The sequence below is a fragment of the Rhizobium sp. BK060 genome (genome assembly GCF_014193145.1).
In the GTDB taxonomy this organism is placed as follows: Bacteria; Pseudomonadota; Alphaproteobacteria; order Rhizobiales; family Rhizobiaceae; genus Rhizobium.
This window is the reverse complement of sequence record NZ_JACHYW010000001.1, coordinates 91,288-111,199: the sequence shown is the minus strand read 5'-3', so window position 1 is coordinate 111,199 and position 19,912 is coordinate 91,288. Positions and strand designations below refer to the sequence as shown.

At 60.4% G+C, this 19,912-nt stretch carries 23 protein-coding genes; 12 read left to right on the top strand and 11 right to left on the bottom strand.

All coding sequences use genetic code 11. From position 1 onward, the window contains the following. Positions 1-313: 313 nt before the first annotated feature. The 3 genes from FHT71_RS00430 to FHT71_RS00420 all read right to left on the bottom strand — a co-directional run bounded on the left by FHT71_RS00430 (position 314) and on the right by FHT71_RS00420 (position 3,925). Positions 314-1,399, bottom strand: coding sequence for an alpha/beta hydrolase (locus tag FHT71_RS00430; protein WP_245505398.1), 1,086 nt, complete (start codon positions 1,397-1,399; stop codon positions 314-316). A 139-nt stretch (positions 1,400-1,538) separates the two neighbouring features. Then, the gene (locus FHT71_RS00425; protein WP_183718648.1) at positions 1,539-2,369 is read right to left on the bottom strand and encodes an endonuclease/exonuclease/phosphatase family protein; all 831 of its coding nucleotides are present in this window, start codon (positions 2,367-2,369) and stop codon (positions 1,539-1,541) included. 92 nt (positions 2,370-2,461) lie between these two features. After that, a complete protein-coding gene (locus tag FHT71_RS00420) occupies positions 2,462-3,925 on the bottom strand; it encodes a phospholipase D-like domain-containing protein (protein WP_183718646.1) in 1,464 nt (487 codons plus the stop codon). Between the two features lie 246 nt (positions 3,926-4,171). On the opposite strand from FHT71_RS00420, the gene FHT71_RS00415 reads away from it, so the two are divergent. The 5 genes from FHT71_RS00415 to FHT71_RS00395 all read left to right on the top strand — a co-directional run bounded on the left by FHT71_RS00415 (position 4,172) and on the right by FHT71_RS00395 (position 6,978). Then, the gene (locus tag FHT71_RS00415) at positions 4,172-4,423 is read left to right on the top strand and encodes a DUF2934 domain-containing protein (protein WP_132588199.1); all 252 of its coding nucleotides are present in this window, start codon (positions 4,172-4,174) and stop codon (positions 4,421-4,423) included. 298 nt (positions 4,424-4,721) lie between these two features. Then, entirely contained in the window at positions 4,722-4,889 is a 168-nt protein-coding gene (locus FHT71_RS00410; protein ID WP_183718644.1) for a hypothetical protein, read from the top strand. 119 nt (positions 4,890-5,008) lie between these two features. Beyond that, on the top strand, positions 5,009-5,323 hold the full coding sequence (locus FHT71_RS00405; protein WP_183718642.1) for a plasmid stabilization protein: 315 nt from the start codon (positions 5,009-5,011) through the stop codon (positions 5,321-5,323). A 29-nt stretch (positions 5,324-5,352) separates the two neighbouring features. After that, complete coding sequence (locus FHT71_RS00400; protein WP_132588201.1) at positions 5,353-6,084, top strand: glutathione S-transferase; 732 nt, start codon at positions 5,353-5,355, stop codon at positions 6,082-6,084. Positions 6,085-6,183: 99 nt separating this feature from the next. After that, positions 6,184-6,978 carry an SDR family NAD(P)-dependent oxidoreductase gene (locus FHT71_RS00395; protein ID WP_132588202.1) on the top strand — a complete coding sequence of 265 codons (795 nt, stop codon included), beginning with the start codon at positions 6,184-6,186 and terminating at the stop codon, positions 6,976-6,978. A 56-nt stretch (positions 6,979-7,034) separates the two neighbouring features. Here FHT71_RS00395 and pcaF read toward each other — a convergent pair whose 3' ends face one another. The 3 genes from pcaF to FHT71_RS00380 are packed head-to-tail and all read right to left on the bottom strand — an operon-like array spanning position 7,035 to position 9,883. Further along, a complete protein-coding gene (gene pcaF / locus FHT71_RS00390) occupies positions 7,035-8,240 on the bottom strand; it encodes a 3-oxoadipyl-CoA thiolase (RefSeq protein ID WP_132588203.1) in 1,206 nt (401 codons plus the stop codon). 1 nt (position 8,241) lies between these two features. Continuing rightward, positions 8,242-9,024 (bottom strand): CoA-transferase subunit beta, encoded by a 783-nt coding sequence (locus tag FHT71_RS00385; protein ID WP_132588204.1) that lies wholly within the window; start codon positions 9,022-9,024, stop codon positions 8,242-8,244. A 10-nt stretch (positions 9,025-9,034) separates the two neighbouring features. Then, on the bottom strand, positions 9,035-9,883 hold the full coding sequence (locus FHT71_RS00380; RefSeq protein ID WP_183718640.1) for a CoA transferase subunit A: 849 nt from the start codon (positions 9,881-9,883) through the stop codon (positions 9,035-9,037). Positions 9,884-10,008: 125 nt separating this feature from the next. Between FHT71_RS00380 and FHT71_RS00375 the strand changes: the two genes are divergently transcribed. Further along, complete coding sequence (locus FHT71_RS00375) at positions 10,009-10,764, top strand: IclR family transcriptional regulator C-terminal domain-containing protein (protein ID WP_183718638.1); 756 nt, start codon at positions 10,009-10,011, stop codon at positions 10,762-10,764. A gap of 165 nt (positions 10,765-10,929) precedes the next feature. Here the strand turns inward: FHT71_RS00375 and FHT71_RS00370 are convergent, their stop codons facing one another. Both FHT71_RS00370 and FHT71_RS00365 read right to left on the bottom strand, forming a co-directional pair. Beyond that, positions 10,930-11,931: an NADP-dependent oxidoreductase gene (locus FHT71_RS00370; RefSeq protein ID WP_183718771.1), complete on the bottom strand. Its 1,002-nt coding sequence runs from the start codon at positions 11,929-11,931 to the stop codon at positions 10,930-10,932. A gap of 57 nt (positions 11,932-11,988) precedes the next feature. Then, positions 11,989-12,804 carry an oxidoreductase gene (locus FHT71_RS00365; protein WP_183718636.1) on the bottom strand — a complete coding sequence of 272 codons (816 nt, stop codon included), beginning with the start codon at positions 12,802-12,804 and terminating at the stop codon, positions 11,989-11,991. A gap of 89 nt (positions 12,805-12,893) precedes the next feature. On the opposite strand from FHT71_RS00365, the gene FHT71_RS00360 reads away from it, so the two are divergent. Further along, positions 12,894-13,325: a helix-turn-helix domain-containing protein gene (locus FHT71_RS00360; protein ID WP_132588208.1), complete on the top strand. Its 432-nt coding sequence runs from the start codon at positions 12,894-12,896 to the stop codon at positions 13,323-13,325. A 137-nt stretch (positions 13,326-13,462) separates the two neighbouring features. Here the strand turns inward: FHT71_RS00360 and FHT71_RS00355 are convergent, their stop codons facing one another. Further along, entirely contained in the window at positions 13,463-14,350 is an 888-nt protein-coding gene (locus FHT71_RS00355) for a helix-turn-helix domain-containing protein (RefSeq protein ID WP_183718634.1), read from the bottom strand. Positions 14,351-14,464: 114 nt separating this feature from the next. Between FHT71_RS00355 and pobA the strand changes: the two genes are divergently transcribed. Further along, positions 14,465-15,637 carry a 4-hydroxybenzoate 3-monooxygenase gene (pobA, locus tag FHT71_RS00350; protein ID WP_132588210.1) on the top strand — a complete coding sequence of 391 codons (1,173 nt, stop codon included), beginning with the start codon at positions 14,465-14,467 and terminating at the stop codon, positions 15,635-15,637. 76 nt (positions 15,638-15,713) lie between these two features. On the opposite strand, the gene FHT71_RS00345 is transcribed toward pobA, so the two are convergent. Both FHT71_RS00345 and pcaQ read right to left on the bottom strand, forming a co-directional pair. Continuing rightward, the gene (locus FHT71_RS00345) at positions 15,714-16,142 is read right to left on the bottom strand and encodes a lipocalin-like domain-containing protein (protein WP_132588211.1); all 429 of its coding nucleotides are present in this window, start codon (positions 16,140-16,142) and stop codon (positions 15,714-15,716) included. 68 nt (positions 16,143-16,210) lie between these two features. After that, positions 16,211-17,137 (bottom strand): pca operon transcription factor PcaQ, encoded by a 927-nt coding sequence (pcaQ, locus tag FHT71_RS00340; protein WP_183718632.1) that lies wholly within the window; start codon positions 17,135-17,137, stop codon positions 16,211-16,213. A 151-nt stretch (positions 17,138-17,288) separates the two neighbouring features. Between pcaQ and pcaD the strand changes: the two genes are divergently transcribed. The 4 genes from pcaD to pcaG are packed head-to-tail and all read left to right on the top strand — an operon-like array spanning position 17,289 to position 19,873. Beyond that, entirely contained in the window at positions 17,289-18,098 is an 810-nt protein-coding gene (pcaD, locus tag FHT71_RS00335; protein WP_183718630.1) for a 3-oxoadipate enol-lactonase, read from the top strand. Then, on the top strand, positions 18,095-18,499 hold the full coding sequence (gene pcaC / locus FHT71_RS00330) for a 4-carboxymuconolactone decarboxylase (RefSeq protein WP_183718628.1): 405 nt from the start codon (positions 18,095-18,097) through the stop codon (positions 18,497-18,499). The genes pcaD and pcaC overlap by 4 nt, the downstream gene beginning before the upstream one ends. A gap of 10 nt (positions 18,500-18,509) precedes the next feature. Then, positions 18,510-19,259 carry a protocatechuate 3,4-dioxygenase subunit beta gene (gene pcaH, locus FHT71_RS00325; protein ID WP_132588215.1) on the top strand — a complete coding sequence of 250 codons (750 nt, stop codon included), beginning with the start codon at positions 18,510-18,512 and terminating at the stop codon, positions 19,257-19,259. After that, a complete protein-coding gene (gene pcaG, locus FHT71_RS00320; RefSeq protein WP_132588216.1) occupies positions 19,259-19,873 on the top strand; it encodes a protocatechuate 3,4-dioxygenase subunit alpha in 615 nt (204 codons plus the stop codon). The genes pcaH and pcaG overlap by 1 nt, the downstream gene beginning before the upstream one ends. Positions 19,874-19,912 lie beyond the last annotated feature (39 nt).

The window sequence follows — 19,912 nt, the reverse complement described above, 5'->3', positions numbered from 1 at the left end:
ACCGTCGAGCAGGCGAAAGAAGAACGGGTGGCGATGGCACATCAAAGGTAGATGGCCAGACTACTCGTTTCAGAAGCAGGCGAAACCAGCTTACGCGCCTGCGACCACGAAAGGCAAAGTGGGGCTGCCGGCGCGCCTGGACGAACCGAAAACCTTGCCGGAACCAGATCGGTGCTGGAGGACGAGCGAAGTGGAAAGGGCCAGCCAAATTTCGAAGCGGTCGGCTGCTTCGCTCGACGATCGGAAAAATATATAGCTATATCAATTACTTGGAAAGGCGCGATGGCCGTCCGTTGTACCGATATCGGGCAAACTACGGTTGTGGCTTGTCAGCAAAATGTTTGATCGCGTAATCCGCAATGCGCTGGTTCGACTTTCTTGCGTCATCGATCCAGAATGGGAAGAGCTGCCACTGATGGATCATGCCGGGCCAGATCTCGGTCTCGACATCGACGCCGGCCTTTCGGGCCGTATCGGCCAACCGCAAGGTGTCGTCCAGAAGCGCCTCGCCCGAACCGACCTGCATAAGCAATGGCGGAAACCCGGTCATATCGCCGTAAAGGGGCGACACCATGGGATCAGCGGGCGAGCGTGTTCCGAGATAGGCCTTGCGTATGAGATCCAGTTGAGCTGCGTCGATCAGCGGATCGGTGCTGGCGTTCGCCATCAAAGAAGCGCCTGTGGCGGCCAGGTCGGTGAGCGGGCTCATGGCAACCACGGCCGCGGGTAGCGGTCCCCTCACTCGCATCTGCCGCAGCGTGGCTTCAATCGCCAGGTTCCCGCCGACGGATTCACCGACGAGCACGATGTTGTCGTTCTCGTAGCCGGAGTCGAGCAGCCACCGATAAGCGGTCAACGTATCATCGATCTGATTGGGATACGGGTTGTCGGGCGCGAGCCGGTAGTCGATGAGAAGCACATCGGCTGACGCTGCCTTGGCCAGCGCGCCGGCTATTGCTCGGTGCGTGCGCAGCGAACCGCTGTAAAAGCCGCCGCCGTGAACATAGAGAATGGCTCTCCGGCCGAGCGGATGATGCAGTCTTGCCGGCCAGATGAGCTGCGCATCGACACCGCCGGCATCGACGGACCTGATTTGGACGCGCGTCGGCTCGGGAGTGGATTCCATCAGGTCTTCGAAGGCTTGCCGCCGGTCGCGCAGGCTGTCGGCTTTGTGGTAGTACTGCCTCCACGTTTCGACGAGCTTCTCAATCTGTTGCTTTGAGGCTGCAGTCTGGGGCGGAGGGGCCTCGGCCCGGGCGGATGCCGGCAAAAGCGCGATGGCGAGGCCCGTCGCCAACCACGCGACCCTGCCTTTTGTCATCGCGGCGGCAATCGCCGCCGATGTACGCCCACGCAACACATCGGCCCCATGTCGCAAAGCCCCGGCCACAAGCACCACGCAACCTCCTCGTCCAAGGTGTCTGTCGAGATGAGCAGAAACCTGCCATGATCGCAGGCAGTGTCAAGGCTTCGACCGCGATCACGACGGTGCCGTGCGATGTGGAGACAAAAGGCAGCGCTGAGATTGTCGATGAAGGCTAGCTCTTCGTGCTCAGCGCCTCCACCCGCTTGAGATTGACCACTGCCTTGACCGGCAGGTGATCGGAAGCGACGCGGGCGAGCGGCGTGTCGTGGGCTTCGACTGCTGTCACGACGCCCTTGCGGTTTGCCATGATACGATCGAGAGCGAGCACGGGAAGTCGTGCAGGAAAGCTTGGAACTGCCATAGGCTGCGGACCAAACGCGGACTGGAACGTGTGCAACGATGAACGGTCGCCAAGTCGCCATTCATTGAGGTCGCCGAGCAGGATGGTCGGGACCTCGCTCTTCCTGGCCATCAGCTCGACCAGCATCTTGGCCTGTTGCGCGCGCGAATGGCGAAGCAGGCCGAAATGGGCGGCGATGATGCGCAAGGCCCCGCCGCTCTCCAGATCAAGCTCGGCAACAAGCGCGCCGCGCGGCTCCAGCCCAGGGAGGTTGATCTGGTGAACATCGCGGACCAACCCCTTCTTGAAGAGCACAACATTGCCGTGCCAGCCGTGAGCCTTTGCCATGCCGTTAACCGGCACCGGGATCAGTCCGGTCTCCCGTTCCAATCTGCCAAGATCGAGAATGCCCGTACGCTCGCCAAATCGGGTGTCGGCTTCCTGCAGCGCGATCACATCGGCATCGATTTCGTGGATGACGCGGCTGGTGCGTTCCGGGTCGAAGCGCCGGTCGTTGCCGACGCATTTGTGGACGTTGTAGGAAGCTATTAGAGTGCCATCCGAGCGCGGTTCTTCCTCCGAATGCGCCGCATCCAACCGCTTTTTTCGATTGCGGATCGACGCAAGTATTTTGGCCGGCAGGCTTTCTTTTCTGGCATGCATCGGAGTTTGCTGGCGCCCCGTTGATCGAAGAGGTTCTAACCGGATTATAGGCCGGGCATTGGAAGTTGCCACGTCATAACCCCAGAAATCCGCTACAAGTAAGGCGATCCGAGCCACAGGACCTTCTCAATCAGCCGGACTGCGAAAGGACGCGCGCGTAGCCCCTGCAGCGTGACCGGCGAAGCCGATTTGATGGCTTCGTCGATACGCTCGTCGATTTCGTTGGCAAAGCCTTCGTTCAGCACCTCCAGGTCGATCTCGAAATTCAGCCGCAGCGATCTCGGATCGAGGTTGGACGACCCGACATAGGACCAGACCCCGTCGATCGACAGCAGTTTGGAGTGGCTGAAGGCGCCGTTGGAGCGCCAGATGCGGCAATAGCTGCTGAGGATCTGATCGAATTGCGCGGTCATCGCCCGGTCGACCAAAACGAGGTTGTTGACAGCCGGAACGATGATATCAACCTCGACACCACGTCGTGCCGCTGTCGCCAGTGCACTGATCAGCTCGCGGTCCGGCAGGAAGTAGGGGGACATGATGCGGATCGACTTGCGCGCAATGGAGAAGGCGCCCATCAGCATCTTGTGGTTCGTCTCGATGCTTCTGTCGGGCCCGGAGGCCACGACGCGGATGAAGACGGGATCGCCGGGCTGCCGTTCGGGCATCGCGGTTCGCCATGCCTCCCCTTGCAGGATCTCTCCGGTAGTGAAGCGCCAGTCCTCGGCCGCGACGTTGAGGAGATCGGCGACAACAGGCCCGGTGACGCTGAAATGGGTGTCGCGGGCGAAGTTCTCTCCGGCCATTTCGCGTGTGAAACCTGCCCGGATGTTCATGCCGCCCGTCAGCGCGATGCGGCCATCGGCAATGAGGATCTTGCGGTGGGTGCGCAGGTTCGCATAGGGCAAACGCAACCCGATGATGACGTTTCCATTGAAGACTGAGACGGTAACGCCGCCATCGGCAAGGTAACCGAGTATGCTCGGCACGGAATAGCGGGCGCCGACGGCATCGATCAGCACGCGTACCTCGACACCCCGCTTAACCGCGGCAATGAGGGAATCGGCTATCCTCAGTCCGATTGGATCACGGTCAAAGATGTAAGTCTCAAGGAGAACGCTCCGCTTGGCGCTGTCGATCGCCGCCTTCATTGCGCCATAGCAGTCGTCGCCCGTCTCCAGCATGTCGATCGCGTTGCCGGTTGCGAGCGGATTGCGGGCGACGCGGTCACCGAGCGTCTGGAGGGCGGCGAAGCGACGGCCGAAACCGCTGATGACGATATCGGTGTCGGCGTCGAAGCTTTCCAGCTCATCGAGGTCCGCTTCGGGGATCAGGGCATCGCGCCGAAGGCTGAGCGAAGCGCGGCGGATCCGATTGATGCCGGCGAGCGCATAGAGTACGGCGCCGATGATCGGCGAGAGGATGATCACGCCGACCCAGCCGATCGCAGCGCGCACCTCCTCCTTGGTCATGGCTGCGTGGATCGCTGCCGCGGCGCCCATGGCGAGCGAAACAACGAATAGAATATGCGGCCAATAGGTCGATATGAGATAAAACATTGCATTGAACTATAACGCTAAAGCTGCGACGTTCAATTGTGCACCCATGGGCGTGAAGTGGCCCGCCTTTCTTGCGTCAAATCGTTCGCGGGGAAGCAAAAATGCGCGCGCTGTTCAATGGCTGAATGCTGCAATGCAGAATTTCTTTTTGCAGCGTGTCAAAAATTGCTTGAATCAGCGTCATTCCTCTGGAACTCTGGCGCCAGTGTCGCGTTAGACCACGGGCATTATCTGAGGAGATCGGCGATGACAGAAACGCGCGAAGAGTGGATCAGGAAACGTGCCTATGCGCTTTGGGAAGAGGAAGGGCGGCCAGCGGGACGAGATTTCGCACATTGGGAGCAAGCCCGGGCCGAGCGCCAGGCGCTTGAAGGGTCCGCCGCATCTCTGGATGGCAAGGAAGTGAAGTCGCGCAAGCGCGCCGCCTCCACTCCAAAAGCAAATGGCGCCGCGAAGGTTGCGGCTCCGAAGAAAACAGCCGGCCGCAAATCGGCGTGACCATCTGGTTTCGACTGTGACGGAGGATCACGGTGGCGCCCTGCGTCACATGATTGCATTGCTTCTGCTCTATCGATTTCCAAGGGAGCGCGAAGGGCGCTTCGGGGGACGAACCACAGATGAACCCGCATAGCTTTGACGTAGCGGAAAAAATGCTGCGGCGGCAATTGGCAATGGAACCAAACTCCCGCTCGGATGTTGATAGCGGCAGTGGGAGTATCAGCATGAGCGGAAGCTCCCTCGCACATCCTTGTTCGTATCGGGAGTGCTATCCCTTCATTGCGCCGTTGAGGGTAGAATGACCGTTCTCGTCATCGCCGCTATCACCTATCTGGCCCTCGCCCTGATCCTTGTCTATGCGATCGACAGCCTGGTCGCATTGTTCTTCCCTGACACACGGTCTGCGCTGCATTTTCGCACCTTCGAAAAGATGATGGCGGCGTCGCGCAAGTACTATCGCAAATAGGCCGACGGGGTCGGAGTGCCTCTTTTCAAAGTCGCCAGGCGGCCACCCGCGCATTGCCGCGTCGCTGGAACTTTTCACGAAGTTGTTGGTTGCCTTTTTTTGTCAGAAAGGAAGCAGTCATGCCAAGAGGCGATAAATCCGCTTATACGGACAAGCAAAAACGCAAGGCCGAACACATCGAGGAAGGCTACGAAGAACGCGGCGTTTCCACCAAGGAGGCCGAACGACGGGCGTGGGCGACGGTCAACAAGGAAAGCGGCGGCGGCAACAAATCCGGTTCCGGCCGGGGCAAGAAGGATACCCACGAGGCAGCCGAAAAGGGTGGGCGCAAAGGCGGTGCCGCCTCCGCATCGCGTTCCGCAGCCGAGCGCTCCGCTTCTGCAAAGAAGGCCGCTGCGACCCGCAAGCGCAACGAGCAGCATACGCATCACTGATGACTGATGCTGGCCACCGGGAGGAACTCATGGCCTATGAACTCTATTATTGGGATGGTATTCAAGGCCGTGGCGAGTTCGTGCGCCTGGCGTTGGAAGACGCCCTGGCGGACTATGTCGACGTGTCCAGACAGTCCGGACGCGGGATGGGCACGGGCGCCATGCTGGAGCTTATGAGGAGCAAGAATGAACCCCACATTCCATTCGCGCCACCGTTTCTCAAAGATGGCGAGCTTATTGTCTCGCATGTGGCCAACATTCTTTTCTATCTCGGTCCGAAACTCGGTCTCGCGCCGGACGATGAAAAGCTGCGTTATGTCGCCAACGGCTTGCAGCTGACGATCACGGATCTGGTGGCGGAGGTGCACGACACGCATCACCCCATCGCGACATCGCTCTACTACGAGGATCAGAAGGAAGCGGCAAAAGCCCGCTCCCAAGCTTTTATCGTTGAACGCATTCCGAAATTTCTCGGTTACTTCGAACAAGTGCTGCAACAAAATCAAAGGGGATCAAGCTACATCGTCGGCGATACGCTGAGCTACGTCGATCTGTCGCTATTTCAGGTGATTGAGGGTCTGCGGTATGCCTTTCCGAAAGCCATGAATGCCTATGCGGCCAACTATCCGGGGCTGACAGGGCTGCACGATGCCGTCGCCAAGCGGCCGAACATCGCCGCGTATTTACGGTCGGAACGCCGGCTCGCCTTTAACGAGGAAGGGATCTTTCGGCACTATCCGGAACTCGATCTGGCGCCATAGCGGATATGGCATTGCCGGGTGTCGATGGTGGCTGATAAGCTCCCTGCAACCAACTTGCCCTTTACCCGTCCCATCAATTTCCTGGAGGCTATCGCTGCCATGGCAAATCTTGCTCAATTGCTTGCATCCATCAAAATTCCGGACCTTGCCGGCAAGGCGGTGCTGATCACCGGCGCTTCGACTGGTATCGGGGCAGCGCTTGCGCGCGCCTTTGCCGCCCAGGAGATGAAAGTCGGCATTCACTACAATGCAAGCCGGGAGCCCGCTGAAGCGCTTGCCGACGAAATACGGGCAGCTGGTGGTACCGTGCACCTCGTTCATGGCGACGTATCGCAGGAGGGCGAGACGGAACGCGTCGTCGAGGAGACGGCCAGAACCTTCGGGCATCTCGACGGGCTGATCAACAATGCCGGCGGCATGCTTGGCCGCAAGCCGACCGCCGAATATACCGACGAACACTACACGAAGGTCATGGATCTGAACGCGCGCTCGGTGCTTGCCGCCACGCGCGCAGCCCATCCCTGGCTGAAGAAACAGGGCGGCTTCATCATCAACACGACCTCGATTGCGGCGCGCAACGGCGGTGGCAACGGTGCCGTGCTCTATGCTGCGTCAAAGGGGTTCGTCTCGACCATTACCCGCGGCCATGCCAAGGAGTTCGTTCCCGATCGCATCCGTGTCAATGCGGTGGCGCCCGGTGTTATCGCCACGCCGTTTCATGATCGCTATACGAACGACGAGCAGATGGAGATCCAACGCAAATCCATTCCGATGGGGTTCGTCGGGACGCCCGAGGATTGTGTCGGCGCCTATCTCTTCCTCGCTTCTCCGACGCTCTCAGGCTACGTGACCGGACAGATCGTCGAGGTTAATGGTGGCCAGTTGATGCCGTAAGACAGGCGCCGAGCGGAAACGGCGCGGCATCCCCGCCGTTTCCTTTTTGCAACATTTCAGACCCGCTCGAGGGCAATTGCAATTCCCTGACCGACTCCGATGCACATGGTCGAGAGACAATAGCGTCCACCGGTTTGGCGCAGCTCGAGCGCAGCGGTGCCGGTGATGCGCGCGCCGGACATGCCAAGCGGATGGCCAAGCGCGATCGCCCCGCCATTTCGGTTGACGCGGCCGTCGTCATCGGCAATGCCGAGTTCGCGCAGAACTGCCAGCCCCTGCGACGCAAAGGCCTCGTTGAGTTCGATCACATCGAACTGGTCCTGTGTCATTCCGAGCCGGGCCATCAGCTTTCGCGAGGCTGGAACAGGGCCGATGCCCATGATACGCGGCGGCACGGCGCCGGTTGCTCCGCCAAGGATGCGGGCGATTGGCGTCAGCCCATGTTTCCTGGCAGCGGCCTCGCTCGCGATGACAAGGGCAGCAGCGCCATCGTTGACGCCGGATGCGTTGCCGGCCGTCACCGTTCCGCCTTCCTTCCTGAAGGGAGTGGAAAGCTTGGCAAGCGCTTCCATCGTCGTTGCGCGCGGATGTTCGTCCTTCTCAACGATCACGGGTTCGCCCTTGCGCTGGGCGATGGAGACGGAGGTGATCTCCTTTGCCAGCCGGCCATTGGCCTGCGCGGCGGCGGCCTTGGCCTGACTGCGAACGGCAAAGGCGTCCTGGTCCTCGCGCGAGACCTTGTAGTCCTCGGCGACGTTTTCGCCCGTCTCCGGCATCGAGTCGACGCCGTACTGCTGCTTCATCAGGGGATTGATAAAGCGCCAGCCGATCGTGGTGTCGTAGATCTCGGCATTGCGCGAAAAGGCTGTCTCGGCTTTCGGCATGACGAAGGGTGCGCGCGACATGCTCTCCACGCCGCCGGCAATCATCAGGTCCGCCTCGCCGGCACGGATCGCACGGGCTGCCGCAATCACGGCATCCATACCCGAACCGCATAGGCGGTTGATTGTTGTGCCGGATACGCAGACGGGCAGGCCAGCGAGCAGTGACGACATGCGGGCAACGTTGCGGTTGTCCTCGCCAGCCTGGTTGGCGCAGCCGAAGATGACGTCGTCGACGGCTTCCCAATCGGCCTTGCCGTTGCGCCCCAGCAGCGCCTTCAGTGGCACGGCGCCGAGGTCATCGGCGCGAACGGTCGAGAGCGAGCCGCCAAAGCGGCCGATCGGCGTGCGGATATAGTCACAGATGTAAGCGTCAGCCATTCTACGCGGCCTCCTTGTTGCCCTGATGGGCTTTCTTGGTGCGCGCATTGATGTCGCGCAGCGTCGCAAGTTCGATTTCGGTTGGAACAGGCGTCTCGATCACATGGTCGGCGAACTTGATCGCCCAGCCGCAGTTCTCGACGATCTGCTCGCGGTTGACGCCATGATGGATCGAGACAACGGTGAGTTCTCTCGTCACCGGAGCCGGCTCGAGAATGCACAGATCGGTGATAACGCGGGTCGGGCCCTTGGTCTTCATGCCGAGGCGCTCTCGGTGATTGCCGCCTTCGCCGTGACCCATCGAGGTGATGAAGGGTAGTTTCTCCACGAAGCCACGCTTGGAAAGCGCCATGGTGATGAAGATCTGGCCGCAATTGCTGGCGATCTCCGGCGCCCCGCCGCCGCCCGGCAGGCGAACCTTGGGATGGTCATAGGGACCGACGACCGTGGTGTTCAGGTTGGCGAACCTGTCGATCTGGGCACCGCCGAGGAAGCCGGTGGTGATGCGGCCGCCCTGCAGCCAGTAGCGGAACATTTCCGGCACCGAGACGGTAAACAGTGCGGTGTCGCAAAGTTCGCCATCGCCGATCGAGAGCGGCAGCACATCCGGCTTCGTACCGACCGTGCCGCTCTCGTAGATGAGCGTGATATCCGGTGCATGGGTCAGGCGTGCAACGTTGCAGGCGGCCGACGGTGCGCCGATGCCGACGAAGCAGACATCGTCATTGGTCAGCGCGCGCGCTGCGGCAATGGTCATCATTTCGGTGGGGGTAAAGTCGTTCATCCTGGCCTCCTCACGCAACCTTCTTGGCATGCTTGGCGAAGTCTTCGGGGCTTGCCTGCATGACGTTCTCGTCGATCCAGTTCAGGAAGGTGTCGCGATCGCGGGCGATCTCGTCCCAAGCGATGTAGAAGGCATTGGAGCGCGGATAGTAGCCCTGTGCATAGGACGGGAATGCGCCACCTGGAACTTTCGCGACGGCGGTTACAGCCCAGGTCGGCAGCACGACGGAGTTCGGCGATGGCGGGTCGAGCGCGTCGACGATCTCCTCGACCGTCACGATCGAGCGTCTGGCGGCGAGAACCGCCTCCTTCTGGACGCCGACAATGCCTTCGAGCAGGACGTTGCCCTTGCGGTCGGCCCGCAGCGCGTGAATGATCGTGACATCGGGGCGAATGGCCGGAACGGCGGCAAGGACCTCGCCCGTGAACGGGCATGTCACGGTTTTGATGTTCGGATTGACCTTTGGAAGATCGGCGCCGATGTAGCCGCGCAGCGCCGCGAAGGGCAGGTTCGCAGCGCCTGCCTCGTAGGCATTGGCCATGGCGGCATGGCTGTGTTCTTCAATCTCCAGCGGCCGCGGCCACTGATTTTCCACTGCATCGCGGAAACGGTGCAACGAGCCAACGCCCGGATTACCGCCCCAGGAGAACTTCATGCCGCGCGCAGCTCCGACCCCGATCAGTTGGTCGTAGAGAATGTCCGGGGTCATGCGGATCAGAAAAAGGTCCCTCTTGCCCTGGCGGATCACCTCGTGGCCGGCGGCATAGGGGATGAGATGGGTGAAGCCCTCCATGGCGACGGTGTCGCCATCCCTTACGTTCTCGGCGACGGCTTCCTTCAACGATACGATCTTCGCCATATGGCCTCCCGCAATCTGCTGTCGAATGCGCGCAATAAGCGCCTCCGCAAAACCGTCGTCAAATAGTTTGTGCGTTATTTGACATTTGTTCGTATATCGCACAAACTATAGCGAGGAGAACGGCGATGCGTGAAACTGATTTTGTCAGCGGGTTTGCTCGAGGATTGAAGGTGATCGAAGCTTTCGAGGAGACGCGCCAGCGTCTTTCGATTGCGCAGGCCGCGAAGCTGACTGGCCTCGACCGCGCCACGGTTCGGCGCTCATTGCTGACACTCGCCGAGCTCGGCTATGCCGACTACGACGGCAAGTTCTTCGCCCTGACGCCGAAGATCCTGCGTCTCGGGCATGCCTACCTCTCGGCAACGCCCCTGCCCGTCCTTATTCAGCCGCATCTGGATCAACTGTCAGAAAAAGCCGGGCAGAGCGCATCTGCCTCCGTGCTCGACAACACGGAAATCGTCTACATCGCGCGCGCCTCGCAGCGTCGTGTCATGTCGATCAACCTGACGCCTGGCAGCCGTCTTCCCGCCTTCTGTGCCTCGATGGGGCGTGTGCTGCTGGCAGCGCTCCCAGAGGCAGACGCCAGAGCAATCCTTGCCCGCACCGACCTCAAGCCCAATACGCCGAACACCAAGACGGATGTCGAGGAACTGGTGACCGAATTCCGGCGCGTGCGCGAGCAGGGTTACGCCGTGATCGATCAGGAGCTGGAAATCGGCCTTTGCTCTATTGCAGTTCCTGTCGAGAACGATCGCGGGCAAACGGTGGCGGCAATCAACGTCGGTGCGCCGGCCGCGCACGCGCCAGCCGCGGACATGCCGGCTCGCTACCTGCCACTGCTCAGGGAGACACAAAAGGCGCTGCGCCTCGTGCTGCGCTAGGCTCGGCGCTCACAAATCAGAGCTAGAAGATGCTGGCAGGCGCTATGTATGCACTTGAGAAGACGATATGTTCGCAGCGTTCACATCGGGTGCGAATGCGACAACTGTTCTTGAGTTTTGCGAGCATGTCTTCGACTTTGCGGTGTCTGTGCCAATCAGCCGGCGTCACTTCACCGCGACAACGACCCTCCCCTTCGCACGACCCGTTTCGACATAATCCAGCGCCTCATTGGTCCTCTCGAACGGGAAGACCTGATCAATCACCGGGCGTATGTTACCCGCCTCGATCAGGGAGGTGATCTGTCCAAGCTGTCCGCCGTTCGCTGTCATGAAGAGAAACGCGTAGCTGGTCCCCTGGCGTTTCGATTTTCTCCTGATGCCGAAACTTAGCAGGCGCATGACCTGTTGCAGGAGCCAGCCAGAGCCGTTCTGCCTCGCAAAGTCCGGATCGGGCGGACCGGAAATCGAGATCAGCTTCCCGCCGGCTTTCAAAACAGCAAGGGATTTGTCCAGCGTCTCCTTCCCTAAGCTGTTCAGCACGACGTCATAGCCCTGCAGCACTTTTTCGAAATTATCCTTCTTGTAGTCGACCACGACGTCTGCGCCGAGACTTTTCACAAGAGCGACATTTGCCGTGCTCGTGGTCGCGGCCGCATATGCGCCGAGATGCTTGGCAAGCTGGATCGCGATCGTGCCCACGCCGCCCGAGCCGGCATGGATCAGAACCTTCTGCCCCTTGCGCAAGTTGGCTCGCTCCACAAGCACCTGCCACGCCGTCAGCGCGACAAGCGGAATGGATGCTGCCTCTTCCATGGTCAGATTGGCGGGCTTCATTGCTACATCGGCCTGGTCCATGGCGATATACTCTGCAAATGTGCCGATCCGATCCTGGGCCGGACGGGCATAGACCTCGTCACCGGGCTTGAATCGTCGGACATTGGCCCCCACTTGGACCACAACGCCGGCGACATCGTTACCGAGTACCAGCGGGAGGCGGTAGGGCAGGATCAGTTTGAACTCTCCGTCCCGGATCTTGCCGTCCAAAAGGTTCACGCCAGCGGCATGAATCTCGACGATGACGTCGTTGTCACGCAACTGCGGTTCAGGACTTTGGCCGAGCTGTAGGGCGCCGCCTTTCCTATAGCGATCGATCAGGAATGCTTTCATCATACGAACTTTCGTTTCTGTGTGAGCCGGCAGCGCCGGTCGTGCAGCGATGAACGCTCAATCGGGAAGCCTGTTGAATTTGCGAAGGCTCTTGTCGACGAAGGACTCGGGCAGAAAGCGGCGGATGAAGCGGATCTGTCCTGCCGCTTTTCCGGCAGTGTAACGTCTCTTGGGCGATGCCGCGTTGGCTGCCCGGACGATGGCTCTGGCGACCACCTCGGCTGCATCGCCCTTCGCGACGATTTCGCGCATCAGCCTCTGCGCGCTGGCGCGCGCCGCATCGTAGACGGCAAGCGGTCGGTCCGGTCGCGTGATGTTCTCTTCGAAGGCGGTGCGGGTGACACCGGGTTCGACGAGCACGACGCGGATGCCCTGCGTTCGCACTTCGTGGTCGAGAGATTCCGAATAGCCTTCGATGGCGTGCTTGGTCGATGCGTAGAGCGCGTTATAGGGAGCCGGGATCAGCCCGAGTATGGAGCTAAGGTTGATGATCCGGCCTCGGCGCTGCCGTCTCATCACCGGCAGGACCGTATTCGTCATTCGCATGGTGCCGAAGACGTTGACGTCGAATACCGCTTTCGCCTGCGCCGTCGTCGATTCCTCGGCCCCGCCGAGCAAGCCGATCCCGGCATTGTTGACGAGCAGATCGATCCGCCCTTCCCGGCTTAGAACCTCGTCGACGACGCTTTGCACGGATTGGTCGTCGATGACATCGCAGATCAGCATCGCGATCCCATCGGGCGTATCGGCCATCGGCTTTCGGCTGGTGCCGAAGACACGGTAGCCATCGCGCCGCAGGGCTTGCGCCGTCACCAGTCCAATGCCCGAGGAAGCGCCCGTGACTAGGGCAATGCCGCGTTCTCTTTTACTCATCGGCTTCCGCTTTCATTTTGTCATGGAACATCGATGACCAATCAGTTACTATCAAATCAGTACCAAGTCACTACTGAAAAGATATCGACATGAAGAATCTTTCGGACCAACCCTGCCTGATCGCCCGCAGCCTGGCGCTTGTGGGAGACGCATGGAGCATGCTGATCCTGCGCGACGCCCATACGGGGCTGACCCGCTTCGATGATTTCCGCAAGAGCCTCGGTATTGCGCCGACAATGCTGACGGGGCGGCTTTCGGCCCTCACCGAGGAGGGGTTGCTGGAGAAACGCCGCTATTCAGACCGTCCGCCCCGGGACGAATATGTGCTGACGCAAGCAGGTCGCGACTTTCTGCCGGTTCTGTTTGCGATCGGCGCCTGGGGACGCAAGCACCGCGGCGGGGGCAAGGTGACGCGCTTCTTCGACGCCGAGACCGGAACGGAGATCGATCCCGTCACCATCGACCGCGCGACCGGCGCGCCGGTCGGAACCCGCCCTATTCGTATTGCCGCACCCGAGTAAGCCGCTTCACGGCAGATAAAGCAACGCCTGACAACTCCTATCGACGTTCACCTCCAGCGCAGTTTTGCCGGGGAATAGTCCGTGCGCCGAGCGATGCCTAAGGCAGGTTGCTTGCAAATGCTGATGTCAGATAGCAGCTAGACGCCAAGCTTGGCTCGCTCCGCCATGCGCCATGACCTGGGCGTCTGGCCGGCCTGCTTGAGAAAGAAGCGCGAGAAATAGGCGGGATCCGAGAAACCAAGGCGATAGGCGATCTCCTGGACGCTGCCAAAGGTGAAGACCAACTCGCGCTTTGCCTCATCGAGAAGCTTGCGGGCAATCAATTCATGCGCGCCGTAGCCGGTCGTGGCGCGCACGATCCGGTTGAGGTGGGTCGGCGAGATGCCGAGCGCCCTGGCATAGAAGGCGGCCGGCTCATGCGACTTGAAATGCCGCTGTATCAGGCCGTGAAGCAGTTCCATGCGTCGCTCATTCTCATCGGCGGCCGCCTGATCTTCCTGCCCTTCAGAAGAGAGGCGCGCTGTCAGTAGCAAGGCCGACGTCAGATAGGACTCCAGCAGATCATTGCGTCCGGCCCGCCGTTGCGAAAACTCGTGCCCGAGCCGCTGCAGGCAAGTCGCGACGTAGCGTGCGTCCTCATCTTCCATGTCGAGTTTCGTCAGATGCGGAGAAGCCATCCACTCGCCGAGCCTGCTGCGGTCGCCGGGTATCGCCTTCAGATGCGAACTCAGCACCGTAATGACGAAGCCGTCGATGTTCTTGGAAAAGCGAAAGCCGTGATCGACGCCGGGAGGAACAGTGATCACCGACTGTGGTTCGATCGCGCGCCGGACGCCTGAGAACATGACCTCCCCGGAACCGCTATCTATGTGCAATATCTGAAAGAAACTGTCATGGCGATGGGGCCGGATCTCCCAATGATGCAGGCTGCTACGCGATGGAATTGTTTCGCAATGCAGCCAAAAATCTGGCTTTCGACCGGTGTTCTCGCCGTATAGCTCGTATGTCGGAACAATCCTGGCCATTTCCGCCTCCGCCCGCCGCATGTTCGATTAGTGCAATTTCGTGATGGAATTGTCCATTGCTGATCGCGTCGCGCCTCGTCACAATTTGACAAAAGACAAGTGCGGGAGGACGCCATGCGCACCAAGGTAGCCATCATCGGCTCCGGCCCATCAGGGCTTCTGCTCGGCCAATTGCTGACAGAGGCCGGCATCGACAACATCATCCTGGATCGGGTCGGGAAGGACTACATTCTTGGCCGCGTGCGCGCTGGAGTGCTCGAGGAAGGCACCGTCGGCCTCATCGACGAGGCAAAGTCAGGCACGCGCCTGCATGCCGAAGGTCTCCCGCATGACGGTTTCTCCCTTGCCTTCGACGGGCGCGATCACCGCATCGACCTTTTTGGCCTGACTGGCGGCAAGCGCGTCATGGTCTACGGGCAAACGGAAATCACCCGAGACTTGATGGAGCGGCGCGAGATCAGCGGCGCAAAGACGATCTACGAAGCGGCCAATGTTCAGCCGCACGGCTTCGATGGAACGGCCCCCCAGGTGAGCTACGAAAAGGATGGCGTCGCCCATCGGATAGACTGCGATTTCATTGCCGGCTGCGACGGTTTTCACGGCGTCAGCCGCAAGGCGGTGCCGGAAAAATCGCTGCGCACATTCGAAAAGGTTTACCCCTTCGGTTGGCTTGGAATTCTGGCTGAAGTCGCTCCTGTCAATCATGAACTGATCTATGCCAACCACCCGCGGGGATTTGCGCTGTGTTCCATGCGTTCTGAGCATCGCAGCCGCTATTACATCCAGTGTCCGCTCGACGAAAAAATCGACGCCTGGAGCGACGACCGCTTCTGGGACGAGCTGCGCCGACGTCTGCCTGCACACCATGCCGAGGCACTTGTTACCGCGCCTTCCTTCGAGAAGTCGATCGCGCCGCTGCGCTCCTTCGTTGCCGAACCGATGCGCTTTGGCCGTATGTTCCTGGTCGGCGATGCAGCCCATATCGTCCCGCCGACCGGTGCCAAAGGCCTCAATCTTGCCGCGAGCGACGTGCATTATCTGTTTTCGGGCCTCATAGAGCACTACCAGGATCGCTCGAACGCGGGCATTGACGCCTACTCGCAAAGGGCGCTCGCGCGAGTTTGGAAGGCGGTTCGTTTCTCCTGGTGGATGACCACGATGATGCACCGGTTTCCTGATACCGGTGACTTCGACCAAAAGATTCAGGAAGCTGAACTCGACTATCTCACGCATTCAAATGCGGCCTCGACGGCGCTTGCGGAAAACTACGTCGGTCTTCCCTACTAGCTCCCCTTCCGCCATCCACGGAAGGGTGCATGGAGAGCGGCGGTGGTCAATGCGTCCCACCGCTGCTCGCCCGCTCTCAGATCTTTCGGAACTCGAGTTCGTATACGACTTCCTCGCCAGTCGTGGGATCCACACCCGGCGCGCCGCTGATCATCAGCCTGCTGCCGTCGATGGAGAATGGCCTGACCAGGTCGGTGACACCCCAGGCCGGATTCCAGCTGGCATCGACATGGTGGATAACGCGGCCGTTATCGAACGTGTAGGTGCCGGCATAGGCGAGCATGCTATCGAAAAGAGCAACCTTTTCGGAATCGGTCGGCATCTTACCGTTAGAGACGGGCCGTTCACTGCTGACGACCAATGCCATCATTCTGCCGTCCGGTTGATACGATAAGAAACCGACCGGGTCCGGTCCCATCGCGTCGGAAACGGTGCCGGACGCAACCGTCTTTCGTTTCCAAGACACCATTCGCCATGTTCCATGTAATGCGGCTGCACTTCCCATAGTGTGGCTCCCACGCGCAGTTGCACGAGCTGGACGATACCACGCAGGCCGTATCGGGAACAGGGTCGCTAGGTCTTCGCGGCGATCTCGGTTGCCGCTTCCCGCAATGTCTGCATCAGGATAGAGAGCGGCAGCGAGGGGATGGCGTCGGTGCGCATTGTCAATCCGACCGGGCCTTTCGTTTCGCTCGTGTCGATCGGCAAGACTTCCAGCAAGCCGTCGGCGATGTCGCTCGCCACGACGCCTGTCGAGATGATCCAGATGGCGTTGCTCGAGCGCACGAAGGCGCGGCCGAAGGAATCCGAAACCGTCTCGATCTGGTTCGGTAGACTGGCCACGCCGTTGGCAATCAAAAAGCTTTCCACAAACGGGCGAATGATCGAGGCACGTGTGGGCATCAGCACTGTGTATTCGCTGAGGCTCGCGAATAGGGACTGGCGCGACTTAAGGAGCGGATGGCCGGCACGAACGGCAAAGACGACCTGCTCCGAATAGAGATGCTCGAAGGAGAAGCCGGCCATCTTTTCGGCTCCGGCAAGACGCCCGACGACGAGATCAAGGTCCCCCACACGCAACTGCTCCAGAAGCACTGCATTCTCGCCTGTGACGATCTTGATGCGGCTCCAGGTGTTCTCCTTCAAGAAGAGCTCCATCGCCCGCGGCATGATCCGCGTCGATACCGTTGGCAGCGCGCCGATGCGGATCGGCGGTGCCTCGCCGAAACGCTCTTGCGAGACCGAATCAAGCCCCTGGCGCAGTGCCGTCAGCGCCGCCCCCGCGTGCCGGAGAAAGACGTCGCCATAGCGGGTGATCCTGATGCCGCGTCCATCGCGCTCGAAGACGGCCACACCAAGCACCTCTTCCAACTCGCGGATCGTCTTCGTCACCGCGGGCTGGCTGACGTTGAGCAGCTCGGCAGCCTTCATCACGCTTTTCTGACGAGCGACCTCGACAAACGTCTGCAGATGACGAAACTTGACGCGATTGTCGATCATGCTTTTCATAACTCCGGAGTTATCGAAACGCCACGAAATATCATTTTACCTAACCAAATTAAACATCCAGTTTGAACCATGGTCTGTGCAGGATCTTTTCGTCAGGTCGACTGCGGCTTGCATGGGGATGGGCGCGGAGAGGAGATTTGCCATGCAGTTTGCTCGTATCAACGACATCGCGATCCATTATCAGCTGATCGGCGGCCCCGCCGACAAGCCGGTCATTGTCTTTGCCAATTCGCTTGGCACCGATTTCCGCATCTGGCGTGACGTGATCGTGCGACTGGCCGGGGACTATGCGATCGTTGTTTACGACAAGCGCGGCCACGGGCTTTCCGATGTCGGTCAGGTTCCTTATTCGATCGAAGACCATGCCTCCGATCTTGCCGGTTTGCTCGATCTTTTGGCGGTCAAGCAGGCCTTCATCTGCGGTCTTTCGGTGGGCGGGTTGATTGCTCAGGCGCTCTACAAGGCGCGTCCCGACATGGTGCAGGGGCTGATCCTTTGCGACACCGCGCACAAGATTGGTACTGCCGAAAGCTGGAATGCGCGGATTGCAACCGTTGCCAGCAAGGGCATCGGCAGTATTGTCGATGGTGTCATGAAGCTGTGGTTCACGCCGGCCTTCCGGCGGCCCGAGAATACGGCCTATCACGGTTACAGCAACATGCTCGTGCGCCAGCCGGTGGAAGGCTATCTCGCCACCTGCGAGGCGATCCGTGACGCCGACTACACGGAGGCTGCCGCCAAGATCGGCGTTGCGACGATCTGCATCGTTGGGGATCAGGACGGCTCGACACCGCCCGACCTTGTGAAGCAGACCGCCAAGCTCATTCCCAATGCCCGCTTCGAGGTCATTCGCGACGCCGGCCATATCCCTTGCGTGGAGCAGCCGGAAGCGCTGACGGCAATCATCCGCGCGTTCATCGATTTCGCATTGCATGGAGAAGAGAACTCATGAGTGAACTCCACCAGCCATCGGAGCGCTTTCAGCAAGGGATGGCGACGCGCCGTGCTGTGCTGGGCGATGCCCATGTCGATCGCGCCGAAGCGAGTTCGACGCCTTTCGACAAGCCGTTCCAGGACCTAATCACCGAAGCTGCCTGGGGCCACGTCTGGTCGCGCCCGACGCTGACGCGCCGTGAGCGATCGATCGTCACCATCGCGCTTCTTGCTGCGCTCGGCCAGGATGAAGAGGTGGCCATGCATGTACGCGCCACCGCCAACACCGGCGCCTCACGAGATGACATCTGCGAGGCGCTGCTGCACGTGGCGATTTATGCTGGTGTTCCCGCGGCCAATCACGCCATCAAGATCGCCAAGCACGTTTTCGAACAGATGGACGCCGGCAAGGCGACCTGAAAGGTACAGTATGTCTGACCTCACCAACCGCAAGCCTGAAACCGGCGCTTTCTTCGCCCGTGATCGCGCGTGGCACGCGCCCGCCCTCACCCCGGGCTACAAGACCTCTGTTTTGCGTTCTCCGCAGCGCGCATTGCTCTCGCTCGACGGGACGATCTCGGAGATCACAGGCCCGGTCTTCGGCCATTCTGTCATCGGCGAGCTCGACAATGATTTGATCCACAACTTCGCCAAGCCAGGCGAGAGTGCCATCGGCGAACGCATCATCGTTCATGGCCGCGTGCTCGATGAACGTGGCCGGACAGTGCCGGGTGCTCTTGTCGAGTTCTGGCAGGCCAACGCCGGCGGGCGCTATCGACACAAGAAGGAAACCTATCTCGCCGCCATCGATCCGAATTTCGGCGGTTGCGGACGCTGCATCACCGACGAGTACGGTCAGTATTCTTTCCGTACGGTTCGCCCAGGGGCCTATCCCTGGCCGAACGGCGTCAACGACTGGCGCCCGGCCCATATCCACTTTTCGATCTTCGGCCACGGGTTTGCCCAGCGTCTGATTACGCAAATGTATTTCGAGGGTGATCCAATGATCTGGAAGTGTCCGATTGTCGGCACGATCCCGGACAAGCGCGCCATAGAGCAGCTGATTGCGCCGCTCGACTGGGGCAATACAATTCCGATGGATGCGCGCGCCTACAAGTTCGATATCGTGCTGCGCGGCCGCCGCTCGACCATGTTCGAGAACCGCCTGGAGGGGAATTGATGGTACAGGAACCAGGCTACCTCAAGGAAACACCGTCGCAGACGGCTGGCCCGTACGTTCATATCGGCCTAACGCCGAACTTCTGTGACATCGGTGGCGTTTATGAAGACGACCTTGGCTCGATGATGGTCAACGACAAGACTCTCGGAGAGCGTATCACCGTGACCGGCCGCGTTCTTGACGGAGCTGGTGCGCTGGTCCGCGATGCCGTCATCGAAATCTGGCAGGCCGACAGCGCCGGCCTCTATAACAGCCCGTCTGAAATGCGTGGCACGGCAGATCCGAACTTCACCGGTTGGGGTCGCTGCGCGACGCGCGCCGAAGACGGCGTATTTACCTTCGACACCGTCAAGCCAGGTCGCGTTCCGTTCAAGGACGGACGCAAGATGGCGCCGCACATCACCTTCTGGATCGTCGCTCGTGGAATCAACATCGGCCTGCACACGCGCATGTATTTTCCCGACGAGACCGAGGCCAACAAGGCCGACCCGCTGCTGTTGCGCATCGAGCACCGCGAGCGCGTCGACACGCTGATTGCCGTTCGCGAGGGCTCGACCTACACCTTCGACATTCGACTTCAAGGAGACAGGGAGACCGTGTTCCTGGATATCTGACCGCAGGGCTGCGGGACCTTGCAACGCGACGATTTCCGG

What these genes read in the sequence shown, in the direction of transcription:
- FHT71_RS00425 (WP_183718648.1), bottom strand. Translation starts at nt 2,369, where the DNA reads ATGCATGCCAGAAAAGAAAGCCTGCCGGCCAAAATACTTGCGTCGATC.
- FHT71_RS00420 (WP_183718646.1), bottom strand. Translation starts at nt 3,925, where the DNA reads ATGTTTTATCTCATATCGACCTATTGGCCGCATATTCTATTCGTTGTT.
- FHT71_RS00415 (WP_132588199.1), top strand. Translation starts at nt 4,172, where the DNA reads ATGACAGAAACGCGCGAAGAGTGGATCAGGAAACGTGCCTATGCGCTT.
- FHT71_RS00410 (WP_183718644.1), top strand. Translation starts at nt 4,722, where the DNA reads ATGACCGTTCTCGTCATCGCCGCTATCACCTATCTGGCCCTCGCCCTG.
- FHT71_RS00405 (WP_183718642.1), top strand. Translation starts at nt 5,009, where the DNA reads ATGCCAAGAGGCGATAAATCCGCTTATACGGACAAGCAAAAACGCAAG.
- FHT71_RS00400 (WP_132588201.1), top strand. Translation starts at nt 5,353, where the DNA reads ATGGCCTATGAACTCTATTATTGGGATGGTATTCAAGGCCGTGGCGAG.
- FHT71_RS00395 (WP_132588202.1), top strand. Translation starts at nt 6,184, where the DNA reads ATGGCAAATCTTGCTCAATTGCTTGCATCCATCAAAATTCCGGACCTT.
- pcaF (WP_132588203.1), bottom strand. Translation starts at nt 8,240, where the DNA reads ATGGCTGACGCTTACATCTGTGACTATATCCGCACGCCGATCGGCCGC.
- FHT71_RS00385 (WP_132588204.1), bottom strand. Translation starts at nt 9,024, where the DNA reads ATGAACGACTTTACCCCCACCGAAATGATGACCATTGCCGCAGCGCGC.
- FHT71_RS00380 (WP_183718640.1), bottom strand. Translation starts at nt 9,883, where the DNA reads ATGGCGAAGATCGTATCGTTGAAGGAAGCCGTCGCCGAGAACGTAAGG.
- FHT71_RS00375 (WP_183718638.1), top strand. Translation starts at nt 10,009, where the DNA reads ATGCGTGAAACTGATTTTGTCAGCGGGTTTGCTCGAGGATTGAAGGTG.
- FHT71_RS00370 (WP_183718771.1), bottom strand. Translation starts at nt 11,931, where the DNA reads ATGAAAGCATTCCTGATCGATCGCTATAGGAAAGGCGGCGCCCTACAG.
- FHT71_RS00365 (WP_183718636.1), bottom strand. Translation starts at nt 12,804, where the DNA reads ATGAGTAAAAGAGAACGCGGCATTGCCCTAGTCACGGGCGCTTCCTCG.
- FHT71_RS00360 (WP_132588208.1), top strand. Translation starts at nt 12,894, where the DNA reads ATGAAGAATCTTTCGGACCAACCCTGCCTGATCGCCCGCAGCCTGGCG.
- FHT71_RS00355 (WP_183718634.1), bottom strand. Translation starts at nt 14,350, where the DNA reads ATGGCCAGGATTGTTCCGACATACGAGCTATACGGCGAGAACACCGGT.
- pobA (WP_132588210.1), top strand. Translation starts at nt 14,465, where the DNA reads ATGCGCACCAAGGTAGCCATCATCGGCTCCGGCCCATCAGGGCTTCTG.
- FHT71_RS00345 (WP_132588211.1), bottom strand. Translation starts at nt 16,142, where the DNA reads ATGGGAAGTGCAGCCGCATTACATGGAACATGGCGAATGGTGTCTTGG.
- pcaQ (WP_183718632.1), bottom strand. Translation starts at nt 17,137, where the DNA reads ATGATCGACAATCGCGTCAAGTTTCGTCATCTGCAGACGTTTGTCGAG.
- pcaD (WP_183718630.1), top strand. Translation starts at nt 17,289, where the DNA reads ATGCAGTTTGCTCGTATCAACGACATCGCGATCCATTATCAGCTGATC.
- pcaC (WP_183718628.1), top strand. Translation starts at nt 18,095, where the DNA reads ATGAGTGAACTCCACCAGCCATCGGAGCGCTTTCAGCAAGGGATGGCG.
- pcaH (WP_132588215.1), top strand. Translation starts at nt 18,510, where the DNA reads ATGTCTGACCTCACCAACCGCAAGCCTGAAACCGGCGCTTTCTTCGCC.
- pcaG (WP_132588216.1), top strand. Translation starts at nt 19,259, where the DNA reads ATGGTACAGGAACCAGGCTACCTCAAGGAAACACCGTCGCAGACGGCT.